Source organism: Micromonospora luteifusca (assembly GCF_016907275.1).
Lineage (GTDB): Bacteria > Actinomycetota > Actinomycetes > Mycobacteriales > Micromonosporaceae > Micromonospora > Micromonospora luteifusca.
On the sequence record NZ_JAFBBP010000001.1, the window covers coordinates 7,081,111 to 7,098,179 of the forward strand.

Annotated in this window: 18 protein-coding genes; 9 read left to right on the plus strand and 9 right to left on the minus strand. The window is 72.7% G+C overall.

Features of this window, described 5'->3' with window-relative positions:
* Window positions 1-46: 46 nt before the first annotated feature.
* Complete coding sequence (locus JOD64_RS32215; protein WP_204945736.1) at window positions 47-652, minus strand: response regulator transcription factor; 606 nt, start codon at window positions 650-652, stop codon at window positions 47-49.
* Window positions 649-1,803 carry a sensor histidine kinase gene (locus tag JOD64_RS33340; RefSeq protein WP_204945738.1) on the minus strand — a complete coding sequence of 385 codons (1,155 nt, stop codon included), beginning with the start codon at window positions 1,801-1,803 and terminating at the stop codon, window positions 649-651. The genes JOD64_RS32215 and JOD64_RS33340 overlap by 4 nt, the downstream gene beginning before the upstream one ends.
* Before the next feature lie 132 nt (window positions 1,804-1,935).
* Here JOD64_RS33340 and JOD64_RS32225 point away from each other — a divergent pair, with 132 nt between their 5' ends.
* Both JOD64_RS32225 and JOD64_RS32230 read left to right on the plus strand, forming a co-directional pair.
* The gene (locus JOD64_RS32225) at window positions 1,936-2,862 is read left to right on the plus strand and encodes a hypothetical protein (RefSeq protein ID WP_204945739.1); all 927 of its coding nucleotides are present in this window, start codon (window positions 1,936-1,938) and stop codon (window positions 2,860-2,862) included.
* A 105-nt stretch (window positions 2,863-2,967) separates the two neighbouring features.
* Window positions 2,968-4,713 carry a DEAD/DEAH box helicase gene (locus JOD64_RS32230; RefSeq protein WP_204945740.1) on the plus strand — a complete coding sequence of 582 codons (1,746 nt, stop codon included), beginning with the start codon at window positions 2,968-2,970 and terminating at the stop codon, window positions 4,711-4,713.
* A gap of 48 nt (window positions 4,714-4,761) precedes the next feature.
* Here the strand turns inward: JOD64_RS32230 and JOD64_RS32235 are convergent, their stop codons facing one another.
* The 4 genes from JOD64_RS32235 to JOD64_RS32250 form a co-directional block, all read right to left on the minus strand.
* On the minus strand, window positions 4,762-5,166 hold the full coding sequence (locus tag JOD64_RS32235; RefSeq protein WP_204945742.1) for a DoxX family protein: 405 nt from the start codon (window positions 5,164-5,166) through the stop codon (window positions 4,762-4,764).
* A gap of 132 nt (window positions 5,167-5,298) precedes the next feature.
* Entirely contained in the window at window positions 5,299-7,629 is a 2,331-nt protein-coding gene (gene lon, locus JOD64_RS32240) for an endopeptidase La (RefSeq protein WP_204945744.1), read from the minus strand.
* A gap of 141 nt (window positions 7,630-7,770) precedes the next feature.
* The gene (locus tag JOD64_RS32245; protein WP_204945745.1) at window positions 7,771-8,640 is read right to left on the minus strand and encodes a manganese catalase; all 870 of its coding nucleotides are present in this window, start codon (window positions 8,638-8,640) and stop codon (window positions 7,771-7,773) included.
* 86 nt (window positions 8,641-8,726) lie between these two features.
* A complete protein-coding gene (locus JOD64_RS32250; protein WP_204945747.1) occupies window positions 8,727-9,458 on the minus strand; it encodes a sensor histidine kinase in 732 nt (243 codons plus the stop codon).
* 65 nt (window positions 9,459-9,523) lie between these two features.
* On the opposite strand from JOD64_RS32250, the gene JOD64_RS32255 reads away from it, so the two are divergent.
* Window positions 9,524-10,165: a response regulator gene (locus tag JOD64_RS32255; protein WP_204945749.1), complete on the plus strand. Its 642-nt coding sequence runs from the start codon at window positions 9,524-9,526 to the stop codon at window positions 10,163-10,165.
* Between the two features lie 144 nt (window positions 10,166-10,309).
* Entirely contained in the window at window positions 10,310-10,657 is a 348-nt protein-coding gene (locus tag JOD64_RS32260; protein WP_204945750.1) for a histone-like nucleoid-structuring protein Lsr2, read from the plus strand.
* 132 nt (window positions 10,658-10,789) lie between these two features.
* On the opposite strand, the gene JOD64_RS32265 is transcribed toward JOD64_RS32260, so the two are convergent.
* Together JOD64_RS32265 and JOD64_RS32270 are read right to left on the minus strand one after the other, a co-directional pair.
* Window positions 10,790-12,046 carry a hypothetical protein gene (locus JOD64_RS32265; RefSeq protein WP_204945751.1) on the minus strand — a complete coding sequence of 419 codons (1,257 nt, stop codon included), beginning with the start codon at window positions 12,044-12,046 and terminating at the stop codon, window positions 10,790-10,792.
* Between the two features lie 294 nt (window positions 12,047-12,340).
* Window positions 12,341-13,222: a DUF2726 domain-containing protein gene (locus JOD64_RS32270; protein WP_204945752.1), complete on the minus strand. Its 882-nt coding sequence runs from the start codon at window positions 13,220-13,222 to the stop codon at window positions 12,341-12,343.
* A gap of 162 nt (window positions 13,223-13,384) precedes the next feature.
* Here JOD64_RS32270 and JOD64_RS32275 point away from each other — a divergent pair, with 162 nt between their 5' ends.
* From JOD64_RS32275 to JOD64_RS32295, 5 genes are all read left to right on the plus strand, one after another.
* The gene (locus JOD64_RS32275; RefSeq protein WP_204945753.1) at window positions 13,385-13,576 is read left to right on the plus strand and encodes a hypothetical protein; all 192 of its coding nucleotides are present in this window, start codon (window positions 13,385-13,387) and stop codon (window positions 13,574-13,576) included.
* Entirely contained in the window at window positions 13,573-13,947 is a 375-nt protein-coding gene (locus JOD64_RS32280; RefSeq protein ID WP_204945755.1) for an Asp23/Gls24 family envelope stress response protein, read from the plus strand. The genes JOD64_RS32275 and JOD64_RS32280 overlap by 4 nt, the downstream gene beginning before the upstream one ends.
* Before the next feature lies 1 nt (window position 13,948).
* Complete coding sequence (locus JOD64_RS32285; protein ID WP_204945756.1) at window positions 13,949-14,470, plus strand: DUF6286 domain-containing protein; 522 nt, start codon at window positions 13,949-13,951, stop codon at window positions 14,468-14,470.
* Entirely contained in the window at window positions 14,467-15,027 is a 561-nt protein-coding gene (locus JOD64_RS32290; RefSeq protein WP_204945757.1) for a hypothetical protein, read from the plus strand. The genes JOD64_RS32285 and JOD64_RS32290 overlap by 4 nt, the downstream gene beginning before the upstream one ends.
* Before the next feature lie 67 nt (window positions 15,028-15,094).
* Window positions 15,095-15,820 carry a helical backbone metal receptor gene (locus tag JOD64_RS32295; RefSeq protein WP_204945758.1) on the plus strand — a complete coding sequence of 242 codons (726 nt, stop codon included), beginning with the start codon at window positions 15,095-15,097 and terminating at the stop codon, window positions 15,818-15,820.
* Window positions 15,821-15,850: 30 nt separating this feature from the next.
* On the opposite strand, the gene JOD64_RS32300 is transcribed toward JOD64_RS32295, so the two are convergent.
* Complete coding sequence (locus JOD64_RS32300; protein ID WP_204945759.1) at window positions 15,851-16,810, minus strand: TerC/Alx family metal homeostasis membrane protein; 960 nt, start codon at window positions 16,808-16,810, stop codon at window positions 15,851-15,853.
* Window positions 16,811-17,069 lie beyond the last annotated feature (259 nt).

Below are 17,069 nucleotides of genomic sequence, written 5' to 3' on the forward strand. Positions count from 1 at the left end.
ACCCACGCTTCGGTCGTCCGCCGAGGCGCGCCGAAGGTGTCGACGGTCAGAGCCAGCCGTTGTCCCGGGCGGTGCGTACGGCCTCGGCCCGGTCGGCGGCGCCGAGCTTCTGGACGGCGGCGGAGAGGTGGTTGCGCACGGTGCCGGTGGACAGGTGCACCCGACGGGCGATCACCGCGACCGGGGCACCGACCTCGGCCAGCCGTAGCGTCTCCAGTTCCCGAGGGGTCAGCGGGCACGGGGGCAGGGTCAACGCGTCGGCGGCCAGCGACGGGTCGACGTATCGACCCCCGGCGTGCACCCGGCGGATCACGTCGGCGAGCGCCCCACCCGGCGAGCCCTTGGGCAGGAACCCTCGGGCGCCGGCGGTCAGCGCCTGGCGCAGGTGCCCGGGGCGACCGTGCCCGGTCAGCACAACCACCGCGCAGTCAGGTCGGACCCGGGTCAGCTCGGCGGCTACCGCGATGCCGTCCAGGCCGGGCATCTCCAGGTCCACCACGGCCACGTCCGGGCGGTGCGCGAGTGCCGCGGTGACGGCTGTCTTCCCGTCGGCGGCGTGTGCCACCACCTCGATGTCCGGTTCGAGGCCGAGCAGGGCGGCGACAGCGACCCGGATCAGGTCCTCGTCGTCGGCGAGCAGGACGCGGATCACGACGACACCGGCACGGTGGCTTCGAGGGTGAAGATGGCGTCCTCCCGGCGTACCCGCAACTCGCCCCCGACAGCGGCGAGCCGGTCGGCCAGCCCACGCAGGCCGTGGCTGTGCGCGTCCGGGCCACGGTCGTCGGCGCCGTCGTTGGCCACCGTCATCCTGGCCACGTCATCCTCCCGCTCGATGCGGATCCGACACCAGTCGGCCCGGCTGTGCCGCAGCACGTTGGTGCTCGCCTCGCGCAGCACCGCCGCCAGTTCGATGGCGGCGGGCTGCGGCAGGTCCGCTGGTAGTGGCAGAACCGTGCACCGCACCCCGCAGGAGCGCAGCACCCCCACCACCGCGGTGAGTTGTTCGTCGAGGTCGACGGTCCGATAGCCGTGCACGGTCGCCCGTACCTCGCTCAGCGCGGAGGCGGCCAACCGTTGCACCTCGGCGGCTTCCCGCCCGGCCCGTTCCGGGTCGACCGGGGCGAGCCGGGCGGCGAGTTCGGCCTTCAACGCGATCACCGTGAGATGGTGCCCCAGCACGTCGTGCACGTCGCGGCCGAAGCGCAGCCGCTCCTCGGCGGCGGCCAGCCGAGCCTGGGCCGCCTGGCCCTGCCGGGCCTCCACGAGCAGGTCCCAGAACCAGACCTGGAACCCGTTGACGGCGGCGACGCCCACGCCGATCCCGCCGGTCACGGCGAGGTGGCGCGGAACGGAACCGCCGGTCCACCAGGCCACCGCCACCGCCACCGTCAGGACGCCGACCGCCACCGCCAGCGCGGCCCGCCACCGCACCAGCAGCGGCGTCATGCCGATCAGCGCCGCGCCGAGCCAGGCCCACGTCGGCCACCTGCCGGCCGCCACCGGACCCACCAGCGGAACGGTCAGCACCGCCACCGCGACCAGGCTCAGCTCGGCCCGACGCCGCCAGCGCGGGTCGAGCCACGGCGTCACCGCCGCGTACAGGACGACAGTCTGGGCGATCACGAAGGCGAGGATGCCGACCGCGCCGAGCGCCACCCGGCCCGGATCGGGCTCGCGGGTCAGGCCGACCGCCGGTAGCAGGACGCTCGCCCACACACCGGTGGCCAGCGACACCAGCGTCGCGGCCCGGGCGCGGCGCAGCCGTCGGTCCGCCCGGGGAGTCACCGCCTCGCTCGCCACGCACCGATCCTAGGACCGTCCCCGGCACGGTCCACCCCGGCGAACTGTCACGGTCGGGCCGTGCGGTCCGCACGGTTTTCCCGTGACGATCGGGTCTGCCCGCCGCACCTGGAGCATCGGCATGGTCGAGGCATGGAAAACACCCGGATGTACGCGGACAGCGTCACCGCCGTACCGTCACGCGCGCCCCTGCCCACCTCCGACCCGGCGTCCTCGGCCCCGACACCGACCACCGCCGTCCCGACCACCGCGGCCCCGGCCAGCAGCAGGCGGCGGCTGCTGTGGCACCTGGGCGAGATGGCCCTGGCGATGGTCGCCGGGATGCTGCTGCTCGGGCCGTTGTGGGAGCTGGCCGGCGCGGCGCTGGGCGTCGGTGACACCCTGGCCCGGCCGGAGGTCGCCGCACTGGTGATGGCCACGAACATGACCGTCGGGATGACCGTGGGGATGCGCTACCGGGCGCACCGCTGGCACGTGGTCGGCGAGATGGGCGCCGCGATGTACGTCCCGTTCCTGCTACTGCTCGTGCCGTTTCGGGCCGGCCTGATCGACGCGGACGCGCTGCTGCTCGGCGGTCACCTGCTGATGATTCCCGCGATGGTGCTGGTGGCGGTCCGACACCGACACGAGGCGTCGGCGCCGGTACGCCGACACCGGGTCGTGGTGGCGCTCGCCCACCGCTGGCCGGCCGGGTTGGCGCTGCTGATGACCGTGGACATGTGGGTCGACCCGAGCGTGCTCAGCCCGTGGACGATGCTGGTGCTGCCCGGCGGCTACCTGGTGATCGGCATGGCCCGCCGCACGCTGGGCGGGCGGGGCGTGCTCGCCACCCAACTCGCCGGTCTGGCCGTCTGGGTCGCCCTGACGCTGGTCGCGGTGCTGGCCGGCGGGCGGACTGCCGACTGGCTGGTGGCGTTCGGGTGGTTGGCGCACGCGGGCTGGGACCTGGCGCACCACCGCGGCCGGGTGGTGCCGCGCGGCTACGCCGAGTTCTGCGTGGTGCTCGACGTGGCCCTCGCCGCGGTGATGGTACTGGCCATCCTGACCACCGACGCCTGATCGAGGCCGCCACCGGGATCGCGGAACAGCCGCAGCACGGGCTCGGGGACAGCTCTTGTGCCGGTCGGCGCAGCGGCTTGGGCGGCGTAATGAAAGGCTTGGCACATGAGTTCCGCACCTGCACAGCACGACGCACCGATTGACGCACCGATCGACGCCACCCCCGCCGGCACCGACGAGGTGAACGCCTTCACCGAGCTCGGGCTCCGCTCCGAACTGCTCGGCGCGCTGTCCGCCCTCGGTTACGAGGAGCCGACCCCGATCCAGCGGGAGGCGATTCCGCCGCTGCTGGAGGGTCGGGACCTGCTGGGCCAGGCGGCCACCGGCACCGGCAAGACGGCGGCGTTCGCGCTGCCGCTGCTGAACCTCATGACGGCACACCGTCGCGGCGGCGACCCGGTGGCACTGGTGCTGGTGCCGACGCGGGAGCTGGCGGTGCAGGTCTCCGAGGCGTTCCACCGCTACGGCAAGGACCTGGGCGCGCGGGTGCTGCCGATCTACGGCGGCCAGCCGATCGGGCGGCAGCTGCGGGCACTCGACAGCGGCGTGGACGTGGTGGTGGCCACCCCGGGTCGGGCGCTGGACCACATCGCCCGGGGCACGCTGCGTCTGGGCGGGCTGAGCACGGTGGTGCTCGACGAGGCCGACGAGATGCTCGACATGGGCTTCGCCGAGGACATCGAGGCGATCCTGGAGCACGCCCCCGCGCAGCGTCAGACGGTGCTCTTCTCGGCCACCATGCCGTCGCGCATCGACGGGATGGCCCGGCAGCACCTGCGCGAACCGGTCCGGATCGAGATCGGCCGGGAGCCGACGGTCGCGGGCGAGGCGCCGCGGGTGCGGCAGAGCGCGTACATCGTGACCCGGGCGCACAAGCCGGCCGCGCTGGGCCGGGTGCTGGACGTGGAGTCGCCCACCGCGGCGATCGTGTTCTGCCGCAGCCGGGAAGAGGTCGACCGGCTGACCGAGACGATGAACGGCCGGGGCTACCGCTCCGAGGCGCTGCACGGCGGCATGAGCCAGGAGCAGCGTGACCGGGTCATGGGCCGGCTGCGGGCGGGCACCGCCGACCTGCTGGTCGCCACCGACGTGGCGGCGCGTGGGCTGGACGTCGAGCAGCTCACCCACGTGGTCAACTACGACGTGCCGTCAGCCCCCGAGTCGTACGTGCACCGGATCGGTCGGGTGGGCCGGGCCGGGCGCGAGGGCGTGGCGATCACCCTCGCCGAGCCGCGCGAGCACCGGATGCTCAAGACCATCGAACGGGTGACCGGCCAGCGGATCACCATCGACAAGATTCCCACCGTGGCCGACATGCGGACCCGCCGGCTGGAGCTGACCCAGGCGGCGCTGCGGGAGAGCCTGCTGGAGGACGACCTCGACCCGTTCCGGGTGATCGTGGAGACGCTGACCGACGAGTTCGACCTGATGGAGGTCGCCCTCGCCGCGGTGAAGCTGGCCCACGAGGTGACGTCGCCGGGCTCCGACGACGAGGAGGAGATCCCGCAGGTGCCGGTGCGCGGGCCTCGCGAGGGTCGACCGGAGACCGGCGGCCGGGGTGGCGATCGGCGTGGCGGGGGCCGGCCGCGCTCGGGTGGCGGCAACACCGTCCAGGTCTTCGTCGGTTTGGGCCGGCGCGCGGGGGTGCGCCCGCAGGATTTGGTCGGCGCGATCACCGGGGAGACCGGGATCCGTGGCCGGGACATCGGCTCGATCGAGATCGCCGACCGGTTCTCGCTGGTCGAGGTGCCGCAGGGCGTCGCCGACGAGGTGATCTCCGGGTTGCGCCAGAGCACGATCAAGGGCCGCAAGGCCACGGTGCGCCGCGACCGCGGGGGCGACGAGCGCTGAGCACGCCGCCGGCGACCGCCGGGGTACGACGGTCGCCGGCGGATCGGCTCAGAAGGAGTACGGGCCGAAGCGGCCCCACGCCACCACGGCGGCGAGGACGAGCAGCACCGTGCAGAAGATGGCGCCCTGGATCTCCAACCGACGCTCGCTCTCCGTGTCCCGCTTCTTCAGGTCGCGCAGGTGCACCAGGATGGCACCGATCATGACGATGACCAGCCCGACCGCGGCGAGGGGGGTGAGCACGGTGGCGATGCCGGTGAGCGGGGGCAGTACCAGCCCGATGGCGGCCAGCACCTCGACGAAACCGAGCGCCTTCACCTGCGACGGCGGGACCGGATCCACCCACCGCATCTTGTCGCGCAGCTTGTCCTTGGGCTGGGTCAGCTTGGCCAGTCCTGCGCCGGCGAAGGCGGCAGCGAGCAGGATCTGGATGATCCAGAGCACCAGGTTCACGGGGGTTCCTCCAGGGGGACGCCTCGCGGCGAAGAGGTAGTTGAGGGTTCAAGCGAGACAGTAGACCTGTGTCCGCGTACCGAAGGACCCCCGCCGTCTCTGCAGACGGCGGGGGTCCTTGTGGTGGGAGCGTCAGACCGTGAAGAGCGCGGGGCCCTCCAGCGCCTCGACGTCGGCCGGGCGCAGCGCCAGGGCGAGCACGTCCGCCACGTCGGCCAGGGTGTGCACGGTCAGCGCCTCGCGCACCTCGGTCGGCAGGTCGTCCAGGTCGGGCTCGTTACGCGCCGGGATGATGACCTCGGTGAGGCCGGCCCGGTGCGCGGCGAGCAGCTTCTGCTTGACTCCCCCGATCGGTAGCACCCGACCGGAGAGCGTCACCTCGCCGGTCATCCCGAACTCGGGGCGGACCGGTCGGCCGGTGACCAGCGACGCCAGGGCCGTCACCATGGTGATGCCGGCGCTCGGGCCGTCCTTGGGCACCGCGCCCGCCGGGACGTGCAGGTGGATCCGCCGTCCCGCCAGGGCGTTCGGGTCGATGCCGAGCCGGCGCCCGTTGGAGCGCAGGTAGGAGAGCGCGATGTGCGCCGACTCCTTCATCACGTCACCGAGCTGGCCGGTCAGGGTCAGCCCCGGTTCACCCTCCATGCTGGTCGCCTCGATGAAGAGCACGTCCCCACCGGCGCCGGTGACGGCGAGGCCGGTTGCCACGCCAGGCACCGCGGTGCGCTCGGCCGATTCCGGGGTGAACTTCGGCCGCCCCAGGTAGCCGGTGAGGTTGTCGGTGTCGACGCGTACCGGGGTCGGGTCGGTCGCCAGCGTCACCGCCACCTTGCGCAGGATCTTGGCCAGGGCACGCTCGAGCTGCCGTACGCCGGCCTCCCGGGTGTACTCCCCCGCGATCAGCGCGAGAGCCTCGTCGGCGACGCCGACCTCGTCGGCGGTCAGCCCGGCCCGGTCCCGCTGCCGGGGCAGCAGGTGGTCGCGGGCGATGGCGACCTTCTCGTCCTCGGTGTAGCCGTCCAGGGTGACCAGCTCCATCCGGTCCAACAGCGGGCCGGGGATGGACTCCACCACGTTGGCGGTGGCCAGGAACAGCACGTCGGACAGGTCCAGGTCGACCTCCAGGTAGTGATCCCGGAAGGTGTGGTTCTGAGCCGGGTCGAGCACCTCCAGCAGGGCGGCGGCCGGGTCGCCGGCGTAACCGGCGGAGACCTTGTCCACCTCGTCGAGGAGCACGACCGGGTTCATCGAGCCGGCCTCGCGCAGCGCGCGGACGATCCGGCCGGGCAGCGCGCCCACGTAGGTGCGCCGGTGACCGCGGATCTCCGCCTCGTCGCGCACACCGCCGAGTGAGACCCGGACGAAGTTACGCCCGAGCGCCCGCGCCACGGACTCGCCGAGGCTGGTCTTACCCACTCCGGGAGGGCCGGCGAGGGCGAGGACGGCGCCGGAGCCGCGACCGCCGACCACGCCGAGATTGCGCTCGGCCCGCCGGTTGCGCACGGCCAGGTACTCCAGGATGCGGTCCTTCACGTCGGCCAGACCGGCGTGGTCGGCGTCGAGCACCGCCCGGGCCTCGGCCAGGTCGGTGTTGTCCTGGGTACGCGTGCCCCACGGCATCTCGAGCACGGTGTCCAGCCAGGTGCGGATCCAGCCCGCCTCCGGGGAGGCGTCACTGGCCCGCTCCAGCTTGCCGACCTCGCGCATGGCTGCCTCGCGGACCTTCTCCGGCAGCTCGGCGGCCTCGACGCGGGACCGGTAGTCGGCCGAGCCGTCCGGCTCGTCCTCGCCCAGTTCCTTGCGGATCGCGGCGAGCTGCTGGCGCAGCAGGAACTCCCGCTGTGACTTCTCCAGCCCTTCGCGGACGTCACTGTTGATCTGCTCGGTGACCTCCTGCTCGGCCAGGTAGTCCTTCACCCAGCCGACCAGCAGCTCCAACCGGGCGGTGACGTCCGGCGCGGCGAGCAGTTCGGTCTTCTGGTCCAGGGTCAGCCAGGGCGCGTAGCCGGCCGAGTCGGCCAGCTCGGACAGGTCGGTCATCCGCTCCACCGCGTCGATGACCTGCCAGGCACCCCGCTGCTGGAGCACGGAGGTCACCAGGGCGCGGTACTCGCGGGCGAGTTCGCGCGCACGGCCGGCGGGAGCGGGTTCGTCGAGTTCGGTCGCCTCGACCCAGAGTGCGGCGCCGGGGCCGGGCACGCCGGAGCCGATCCGGGCCCGGGACAGGCCACGGATGACGGCGGCAGGCTCACCCTCGGGCAGCCGGCCAACCTTCTCGATGGTGGCGACGACGCCGACCGGGCCGTACTCGCCGTCGATACGCGGCACGGCCAGCAGCTTGCGGTCGCCGGTCGCCCGTGCCGCGTCGATCGCGGCCTGGGTGGTCGGGTCGAGGGTCACCGGGATGACCATGCCGGGCAGCAGCACGGCGTCGGTCAGGGGAAGTACCGGAAGAGTTGCCATCGAACACCTGCTATCGCGTTGAGTTGAGCGTGTCTGACTCAAGTAACAAAGCGTTCCCCTTGTTCCGAGCTGTGACCCAGGACACTCTCCGCCCCGTCCGTCGGGTCACCCACGACCGGTGGGCGACCCGACGGGACGACATCAGGTGAGCTTGCTCTTCACCGTGTTCACGACCGAGCCGGCCACTCCCGGGTTCGTGCCGTACAACCGTGGATCTCCCGGGGGCAGCACCGGCTCCGGGGCGTTCGCGCGCGGGGCATCGTCGAATCGGAACTCGCCCTTGCCGTCCGGCGCGGGTCCGGACGCCCAGCGTCCCTGGGCGGCGTCGGTGCCCGAGGAGAAGCCCAGGTAGGTGTAGCCGTACTCCTCGGTGAGGTCGCCGGAGTCCGGGAAGGCCTCCGGCACCGGCATGTCCTCCAGGCCGTCCTCCTTGAGCTGCTCGATCGCCGCCAGCCACATGTTCTGGTGCATCGTGTCGCGGGCCAGCAGGAAGCGCAGCATCTGCTTGACGCCCGGGTCGTCGGTCATGTTGAACAGCCGGGCGACCTGGAGGCGGCCCTGCGCCTCCGCCGTGACATTGAGCTGGAAGTCGGCCAGCATATTGCCGCTCGCGGTGATGTACGAGCCGTTCCAGGGCACCCCGCTGGAGTCGACCGGCAGCGCCCCGCCGCCACCGTGGATGAAGTGCGCCGGGTTCGAACCGGCGTAGGTCGCCGCGCCCCCGGGATCCTCCGCGATCCCCTCGGTCAGCGACAGCGGTGCGCTGTCCAGCAGCCGGGTGATCATCGTGACGATCATCTCGACGTGGCCCATCTCCTCGGTGCCGACGTCGAGCAGCAGGTCCTTGTACTTGCCGGGCAACCGGCAGTTCCAGCCCTGGTAGAGGTACTGGTTGGCGACGGTCATCTCGCCCCACTTGCCGCCCAGCACCTCCTGCAGGCGGCGGGCGAACGCGGCGTCCGGACCGTCCGGTTTGGCCTCGAACTGCAGGTCCTTGACATGGCTGAACATCCGGCCTCCTCCTTGTACCCGACAATCGGTAGCGAGGCCGTTCCCGCCTCAGTGGCCCGAACGAGCCAACCCGTGTCCCCGTCGGGTCAGCGCACCGGACCGGCGATCGGCAGCAGCACCTCCAGCGCCACACCGCGCGGCTGCAGCCGGTGCACCCGCAGCGCTCCCCCATCCGCCGCGACGAGTTGCCGCACGATCCACAACCCCAGCCCGGACATCCCGCCGGCCGGCGCCGGCCGGCGCAGCGCGGCCAGCAGCGCATCGTCGACCCCACCCTCGTCGGTGACCAGGATGCTCAGGCCGGAACCGCGCAGGGTGGCGTAGAGCCCGATCTGCCCCGCAGGCGGCCCGTGCCGCAGCGCGTTCTCCACCAGGTTGATGAGCACCTGCCGGGTCCGCCCGGCCGGCACGGGGCAGGAGCCCGCCCGCCGGGTGGCCCGCGCACGCCGCCGACCGATCGGCACCAGCGTGGCGACCTCGCGCAGGATGCCCGCCAGCGCGACGGCCGGCTCCGGCTGCGGGGCCAGCGCCAGCGCTCCGATGCCGGCCGCCGCGTCGCGCAGCAGGCTCTGCAGGTGGACGGCCTGGTCACGGGCCAGCTCGGTGATCGCCCGCCGGTCGGGCCCGGTCAACTCGCGACGCTCGTCGGCCAGCGCGCGGGTCAGCGAGGTCAGGGTGCTGATCGGCGTACGGAACTCGTGGCACAACACCCGCAGGAGCAACTCGGAATCGACCTCGGGTGCTCGGATGTCACCGGGTGCCGGCTCGATTCGGCGCAACCCTCGCAGCAGGCCCTGCAAACCGTGCCGTGCGCGCATCCACCCGACTCCCCTCGTTCGGTGCGTACCCGCATGATCGGTACCCGCTGGGGAACGGCGCAGACATGCCGGGAGCCTCCACCATCCGACTCGTCGTCGTGGACGATCACCCCCTCTTCGTTCGCGGCCTGGAGTTGCTGCTCCCGATCACCTCCGAGGGCCGGGCCGAGGTCGTCGCCTCGACCGGCGACGCCGCCGCCGCCGCGGCGCTGGTCAGCCGCTGCCACCCCGACCTGGCTCTGGTCGATCTGCACATGCCGGCACCCGGTGGCATCCGGGCGGTGGCCGCGATCCGGCGGACCACCCCGGGGGTACGGGTGGTCGCGATGTCCGGTTCCGCCGACCCCGCACCGGCGCTGGAGGCGCTGCGAGCCGGTGCCGAGGGATTCCTGCCGAAGACCAGCGAACCGGAGGAACTACTCCCCCCGCTGCTGGCCATCCTCGACGGCTGGGCGGTGCTGCCGGCCGGACTGCTGCGCGCCATGCTGCGGCCCACGCACGCCACATCGGTCGACCTCGACGGCGAGGAACGTCGACTGCTGCGGGCGATCGCCGGCGGCCGCACCACCGTCGACATCGCCGAAGAACTGCACGTCTCGGAGCGGACGGTGAAACGGATGACCGCCGCGTTGCTGCGCAGACTACGGGTGTCCACCCGGGCGGAGGCGGCGGCCGTCGCCGGTCACACCGGTCTCCTCGGCGATTGAAGCCCCTTCATCGCACCGATTCGCGGTTTTGCTCGGTAACGGAATCACGACGCGCCGAATGAATAGGAGGCATATTGTTGCGGATTACCGGGGTGATAGGTCAGACTTTGGACACATCCCGCCGCACACAGGGAGTAATCGGCAATGGCGAGAAAAGTAATCACGGTCCTGACCGACGACCTCGACGGCGGCAAGGCCGACCGGACGGTCGAGTTCAGTCTCGATGGCGTGGCCTACACGATCGACGTCTCGGATGAAAATGCCGGCGTCCTGCGCAAGACACTGGATCCGTACATCAATGCGGGTCGGCGGATCGGGCGCGGTCCGGTGGACAGCACGCGTTCAGTCCGACGGCCGGGGCGACCCACCGGCGCCGGAATGGATCGGGAGCAGAACCGGGCCATCCGGGAATGGGCCGTCAAGAACGGCTACAAGATTTCCGAACGGGGCCGGATCCCGGTTGAGGTCGTCGAGGCGTACAAGGCGCGCTGACACACGAGTTGACGACGGGGTCTCGCCGGAAACGGCGGGACCCCGTCGGATTGTCCGGGCACCGAAACGACGCGGCTGCCGGTCACCCAGGGTTCTCGCCCCGGGTGACCGGCCGCCGTTCGTCCAGCCGGATCAGTTGACGTCGATACGCACCGAGTCGAAGGCGGGGGTCTGGTTGGCCCGCTCCATCATCGGCAGGCGGTGCGAGCCGTCACCGGCCCAGACCGAGCACTGCGCGGTACCCGACTCCGGCAGGCCCGGAATCTGAATCGTCACCTCGTCGGGCTGGGCGCCACCGCGGCCGTCCTCGGTGGCGACGAAGAACGCGGGCACCTCCTGCGGCTCCGGCGGGGTGGTCAGGCTGTCCAACATCCGGCACGCGGTGTGGAAGTGGCCCCGGACCAGGCCCTGGGCGTTGAGCAGCGAGCTCTCCACGTAGTAGCCACCCTGACCGGCGGCCAGGAAGCGGTCCCGGACCAGGTTGCGGGTGCTGACCCGCAGCGTGAACGCCTGGTTGCGGCCGACCTGGTCGGGGAACTGGGTGATCAGCAGGGACGGGTTGTTGGCGGCGGCGCCGACCTCACCGAACTCGGTGCTCACGCAGCGGTTGCCGATCTGGAAACCGTCGTGCGGCTGGAGCCGGCTCTCGTCGCAGTCGTTGGCCAGTACGCCGAGTCCGGCGCCGGGGGCGTTCCCACCACCGTTGTTGCCACCACCGTTGTTGCCGCCACCGGGGGTGGTGGTGGGCGTGCTGCCGCCACCGTTGTTGCCGCCCGTGTTGCCGGTGGGCTGCACCTGGCAGTCGGCGAGCTGCGCGAGACCCTGCGGCCGAGGTCCGACCCGGTCGATCGCGGTCGTGATCCGGTCCAGCACCGCGCGCCGCTTGCCGGCCAGCGGCTGGAGGATCGCGCTGCGGATGAACGCCTCACCCTTGTTGCCCTCGGCTGCCAGCCGACGGTCCGCCTCGGCGATCTGGGACTGCAACTGGGCGAGACCCCGGTCCACCTCGGCCCGCGCCTGGGCCGGCACCTGCGGCAGTTTGGCCGTCACATCGGGGCAGGCAATGGCCGTGCCGGTGCCCACCGTGCCGTCCTTGCCGTCCTCGCACTCGGGGACCGACTGCTGTCCGTCACCCCAGTGATTACGCACCCACCGACCGTTCTGCCAGGTTCGGCTGGTCGAAGCGCCAGTCGGCGCGGTCGAGCCCGGGCTCGGCTCCACGCATTGCCCAGCCGCCGGACGTGGCTTATTTGTCCGCCGGTCCTGGGCCGACGAAATCTGGGTCACGGCGACGACTCCGCCGAAGACCACGAGCGTGCCGACAACGGCCAGCAGACGCTTGCTCCGCGCGTTGCCGGATGACCGGCGCGCCCGTGTGGACCTGCGCATCGAATTGCTCTCCTTCTCGATCCGGTAGTGGATTCCTGCCCTCGGCGGACCGACGGATGTGAGATGGCACGCCACGGCGGCGACCACCGTGGCCTGACCGGTAATGCGTCGATGGCCGACGATGCCCTTTCCGCACCGTCTCCCGCGTCAGGTCGACGCGGATGGGGAGATCCTGTTCATTCGCGCAGGAGTACGGGACGGCGACCGGGAAGGTTCAACCGGCGCACAGGAAATTGCCGCGATCCGGCACGGAGCCGGTGCGCAGCAGGAGTCAGCAGGTAGAACGGGCGCCCGTCAGTCGGCGCAGAGGTGATCGAAGGCGAACCCGCCCACCAGTTCGTGGCGGCGCCGACTCAACGCGACGATCTGCGCGGTCAACTCGGTGCGCGGCAGCAGATCCGTGAGCGCATCCGTACGCAGCCGCTCGCCCACGGCGACCGTGGCGAGATCCTCGGCCAGTCGGGCCGGGTCGATGCCGCACGAAAAACGGTGCTCGGTCACCGAGACCCGCTCGACGAGGCACGCGTCGGGGCGGACCTGCACCCAACTCCACCCCTGCGCCGGCCCGTCCGCCCAGCGCACGTGCAGGCCTCGCACGATCGGGTCGGCGACCCGCCCGGCAACGTACGCCTCGACCACCGCCGCGCGGGTCAGCGCGCCGAGGTCGTTGACCGGCCCGGTCCGGCCGTCCGGCAGCCGACCGAGGATGTCCCGGAAGCCCACCGGTGCCGGTTCGTCCCCGGTGGCGGTCACCCCGGCACCGCCCGCCGCGTAGGCGCGAGCGTCGATCACGTACTCCACGAGGCGTCGGCCGTGCTCGGCCGCCCGCAACGTCGACGATCCGATCCGCAGCACCGGCAGCCCGGCGGCCGCGCTCACCGCGTCCTTGAGGCGCTCGACGCGCTGCTCCGCCGAGCCGGCGGCCGGGACCGGGCCGATCTCCACGGCGACGATCGCCCGGCCGGTGTCGGCGGCGCAGACCACGAAGTCGAAGCTGGCGCGGCTGGCAGAGCTCCACTGGCTGCCGGTGACGCCGGGCGGGCGACCCTGCACCAGGTCACTGAGCCGGCGCGCCGGATAGGCCCGGTGGTCGGCGCGGCTGAGCAGCGTGTCGCGTCCACCGTCGGCGGGCACCGCCCGCAGGAAGCCGCGGTCGTCGCTGCCGATGCTCGTCATCTGCCTGATCCATCCGCCGGTCGGTCGAGCCGGGCCGAGTCTAGGTGGTCGATCATGGTCCACCGACTTCGGGTGTGATCGGGATCACAGTCACGTGACGTTCCAGGGATGGCCCCCGGGTGTATCCAGCGACCGTCGGTAACGGGCCGGCCGGAGGTGACCATGTCGCGACAGCAGTTCGGCTTCCTCGCCGGGTTTCTCGCCGTAGCAGTCTGGGCGCTCGCCGGCGCCGGCGTGGCCGCCCTCGCCGTGCTCGCCGGCCTGCTCGGCTGGCTGGTGGTCCGGGTTCTCGACGGCGACCTCGCGGTGACCGGCCTCGGCGACCGCCACGGCGACCCGCGGCGACACCGATGACCACCCGTCCGGTCGCGGGGACGAGCCCCGGCACCAACCTGGCCACCGGGTCGGACCGTCACCCGGCCGACGCGGCGGACGTCGCACGGATCGCGGTCCAGGCAGCCGGCCTGGTGCCGGGCGTGTCCGTCGTCCGTCCGGCAGCGGTCCGCCTGGACGACCGGTCCGTCGGGCTCGACCTGCACCTGATCACCTGGTACGGGCACAGCGTGCCAACCATCGCCGAGACGGTCCGGACGGTGGTCGCCGACCGGGTGGCCGCGACCACCGGGCTCAGCGTGGCGGTGGTGACCGTCACCGTGGACGACCTGCTCGTCCCCGGCGTGGACGTCTCCGCAGCCCCCGCGACCGTCCGGCCGGCGGACGGCTGAGATGCGGAGCGCCAACCGGGTCGCCTCGCTCCTGCTGGCCGCCGCACTGCTCGTCGGCGGGTCACTGGCGGCCGTCCAGGCACTGCTGCTCGCCCTGGACCGCCCGACGCCGCTCGACACCACCGGGTGGTTCGCCACCCTGAGCAGCACCCGGTGGCGTGAACCGACGGTCCGGGCCGTGGCCGGCGCGGCCCTCCTGCTGGGCCTAGCCATCCTGATCGCCCAACTGCGCCCATGGACGCCGGTGCGGTTGCGCACCGACGAACGCGACGGCTGGTACCTGCACCGGCGCTGCGTGGAGCGGCGGCTGGCCGACGCCGCCAGCGCCGTCCCGGGCGTCCGCCGCGCCCGGGTCCGGGTCCGCCGGCGCGGCGGCCAGTGGCGCCCCCGGGTGCGCGCGACCGGCGACCCGGCGGCCCGGGCGGAGATCGAGTACGCGGTGCACCAGGAGTTGCACCGGCTCACCGCGCCACGCCCCGGCCGGATCGACGTCCGGCTCCAGCCTCGGCGGCGGCCGGCATGACCAACGCCGGGCACCGCCTGCTGTGGACCATCATCGCGCTGCTGCTGGTGGCGGGCGGCGCAGCGGCGCTGGCTGCCGGCTTCGGCACCCTGCGCGGCGCCGATCCTCAGGCGGTGCTGCTCAGCGCCGGTCTGGTGGATCGGTGGCGGACGGCCGCGCCGTGGAGCACCCTGGCCGTGGCGGTCGCCGGGGCGCTCATCGCCCTGGCCGGGCAGCGCCTGCTGGCCCGGGAGTTGCAGCGACCCGCTGGCCGGCTGCGCGGCACCCTGAGCCACCCTGGGCGCCGCCCGGGCCGGACCCGGATGGCCGCCGACGTCCTCGCCGACGCGCTGGCTCGGGACCTGACCGGCAACCCCGGTGTACGTCGGGCCCGCGTGGTGCTCACCGGTGAACCACCGCACCCCGACGTGTGGATCCGGGTGGACCTGACGGCCGACGCGCCGGCCGCCGGCGTACGCGAGCACGTGCGCGCGGCGGTCCGCCGATTCGCGGCGACGGCCGACTGCCAGCCGGCGCACCTCGACGTGACCGCCCGCGTCGAGCCCGGCCAACCCTGAGCCAGGGCCGCGCCCACCCGGCGGGCATGATCGGTGCCGGGACGGGTGGCGGACGGAGGTACTCGGGGTGCGGGTGGTGTCGCTGGTGCCGTCGCTGACCGAGGCGGTGGCGATGACCCTGCCGGGAGTGTTGGTCGGGGCGACGGACTGGTGCAGCCACCCAGTCGGGCTGGACGTCGCCCGGGTTGGCGGTAGCAAGTACCCCGACCTGGACCGGGTCCACGCGCTGCGGCCGGACCTGGTGCTGCTGAACGTGGAGGAGAACCGCCGGGCCGACGCGGACGCGCTGCGGGCGGCCGGCGTGCCGGTTCGGGTCACCTATCCGCGTACCGTTCCGGGTGCGTTGACCGAGCTGGGCGAGCTGCTGGCCGAGCTGGGTGCGTCGGCGGAGCCGGCCTGGCTGCGGGACGCCCGCCGGGCGTGGGCCGAGCCGCCCCGGCTGGCACCGCCCCGCCGCGCGGTGGTGCCGGTCTGGCGGCGTCCCTGGGTGGTGCTCGGCGGTGACACGTTCGCCGGTGACGTGCTGCGCCGCCTCGGCGTGGTCAACGCCTACGACGAGCACCCCGAGCGCTATCCCCGCCCGAGCATCACCGAGCTGCGCGAGCGGGAGCCGGAGCTGGTGGTGCTGCCCGACGAGCCGTACGACTTCACCGCCGACGACGGGCCGGAGGCGTTCCCTGGCGTACCGTGCGCTCTGCTCTCCGGTCGGCATCTCACCTGGTACGGCCCCTCGCTGGCCGAAGCACCCGCGGTGCTGGCCGACCAACTGTCCCGACCGGTTCTGGCCCGCTGACCCCGGCGTCTCAGTGGACAGTCCGGCTGCTCAGCCGTGGGCCCCGGGACGACGCGCGACCACCACGCTCGCGCCGATGGAGACCGCCAGGGTCAGCACCACCACCGCGAGGGTCAACCAGACCGGCAGCTTGCCCACCGGCGTCTCGGCGAGGATCAGCTTCAGCCCCGCGAAGGCCAGCAGCAACGCCAGCCCGTAGCGCAGGTAGCCGAAGTGTCGCAGCAGGCCCGCGAGGCAGAAGTAGAGGCTGCGCAGCCCCAGTACGGCGAACGCGGTGGCCGACCAGACCAGGAAGGTGTTGGTGGTGATGGCGAGGATCGCCGCCACCGAGTCGATGGCGAAGACCACGTCGGTGGCCTCGATGGCGACGAGCGCCACCAGCAACAGCGTCGCCACCCGCCGGTCTGCCACCCGGGCGGTGAACCGGTCGCGGTGGTACCGGGCGTCGGTGGGCACCAGCCGGCGGAACAGCCGGACCACGACATTGCGTTCGGGGTCGACGTCCGGCTTCCCGCGTACCGCCAGCCGCCAGCCGGTCCAGATCAGGAAGGCGCCCAGCACGAACCCGGCCCAGGTGAGCCGGTCCAGCAACTCGGCGCCGGCGAAGATGAACAGCAGGCGGAAGACGAGCGCCCCCACGACGCCCCAGAACAGCACCTTGTGCTGATAGCCCGGCGGCACCTGGAAGTAGCCGAAGAGCAGGGCGAAGACGAACACGTTGTCCACCGAGAGCGCCTTTTCCAGCAGGTAGCCGGAGAAGTACGCGATGGCCGGGTCGCCGCCGAGGCCCCACCACACGACCAACCCGAACAGCAGGCCCGCGCCGATCCAGACGGCGCTCCAGAGCAGCGCCTCGCCCAGCTCGATGACGTGGTTGTCCCGGTGCAGGAGCACGTCCACGGCGAGCATCACCGCGATCACCCCGCCGACCGCCGCCCAGGCCCACAGCGGGACCGCGACCGTCGCCTCAGCCACCGACGCCCTCCGCATCGACCACGGTGCACCCGCACCGCCCGCTACCCCGCCGGCCGGCCGTTCCCGAGCCTAGGCGAACGCGCGCCCACCCGTCCGCGCTCCGCGAGCAGCTCACCCGCTCGTGCACCGCCGCACCCCACCCCCCGTCCCGCCGATCTTGCACCTGCTGCCCCGACGAAGGGCGCGATCCGCCGCACATCGGCAACAGAAAGTGCAAGATCGGCGGGGCCGTGTGGGGGCGAGGGCGGGGTGGGGGCGGGTCTGCCGCACATTG

Excerpts from the sequence above, each read along its gene's own strand:
- lon (WP_204945744.1), bottom strand. The coding sequence starts at position 7,629 with ATGGCAACTCTTCCGGTACTTCCCCTGACCGACGCCGTGCTGCTGCCC.
- JOD64_RS32260 (WP_204945750.1), top strand. The coding sequence starts at position 10,310 with ATGGCGAGAAAAGTAATCACGGTCCTGACCGACGACCTCGACGGCGGC.
- JOD64_RS32250 (WP_204945747.1), bottom strand. The coding sequence starts at position 9,458 with ATGCGCGCACGGCACGGTTTGCAGGGCCTGCTGCGAGGGTTGCGCCGA.
- JOD64_RS32245 (WP_204945745.1), bottom strand. The coding sequence starts at position 8,640 with ATGTTCAGCCATGTCAAGGACCTGCAGTTCGAGGCCAAACCGGACGGT.
- JOD64_RS32255 (WP_204945749.1), top strand. The coding sequence starts at position 9,524 with ATGCCGGGAGCCTCCACCATCCGACTCGTCGTCGTGGACGATCACCCC.
- JOD64_RS32280 (WP_204945755.1), top strand. The coding sequence starts at position 13,573 with ATGACCACCCGTCCGGTCGCGGGGACGAGCCCCGGCACCAACCTGGCC.
- JOD64_RS32300 (WP_204945759.1), bottom strand. The coding sequence starts at position 16,810 with ATGCGGAGGGCGTCGGTGGCTGAGGCGACGGTCGCGGTCCCGCTGTGG.
- JOD64_RS32275 (WP_204945753.1), top strand. The coding sequence starts at position 13,385 with ATGTCGCGACAGCAGTTCGGCTTCCTCGCCGGGTTTCTCGCCGTAGCA.
- JOD64_RS32230 (WP_204945740.1), top strand. The coding sequence starts at position 2,968 with ATGAGTTCCGCACCTGCACAGCACGACGCACCGATTGACGCACCGATC.
- JOD64_RS32285 (WP_204945756.1), top strand. The coding sequence starts at position 13,949 with ATGCGGAGCGCCAACCGGGTCGCCTCGCTCCTGCTGGCCGCCGCACTG.
- JOD64_RS32270 (WP_204945752.1), bottom strand. The coding sequence starts at position 13,222 with ATGACGAGCATCGGCAGCGACGACCGCGGCTTCCTGCGGGCGGTGCCC.
- JOD64_RS32225 (WP_204945739.1), top strand. The coding sequence starts at position 1,936 with ATGGAAAACACCCGGATGTACGCGGACAGCGTCACCGCCGTACCGTCA.
- JOD64_RS32265 (WP_204945751.1), bottom strand. The coding sequence starts at position 12,046 with ATGCGCAGGTCCACACGGGCGCGCCGGTCATCCGGCAACGCGCGGAGC.
- JOD64_RS32290 (WP_204945757.1), top strand. The coding sequence starts at position 14,467 with ATGACCAACGCCGGGCACCGCCTGCTGTGGACCATCATCGCGCTGCTG.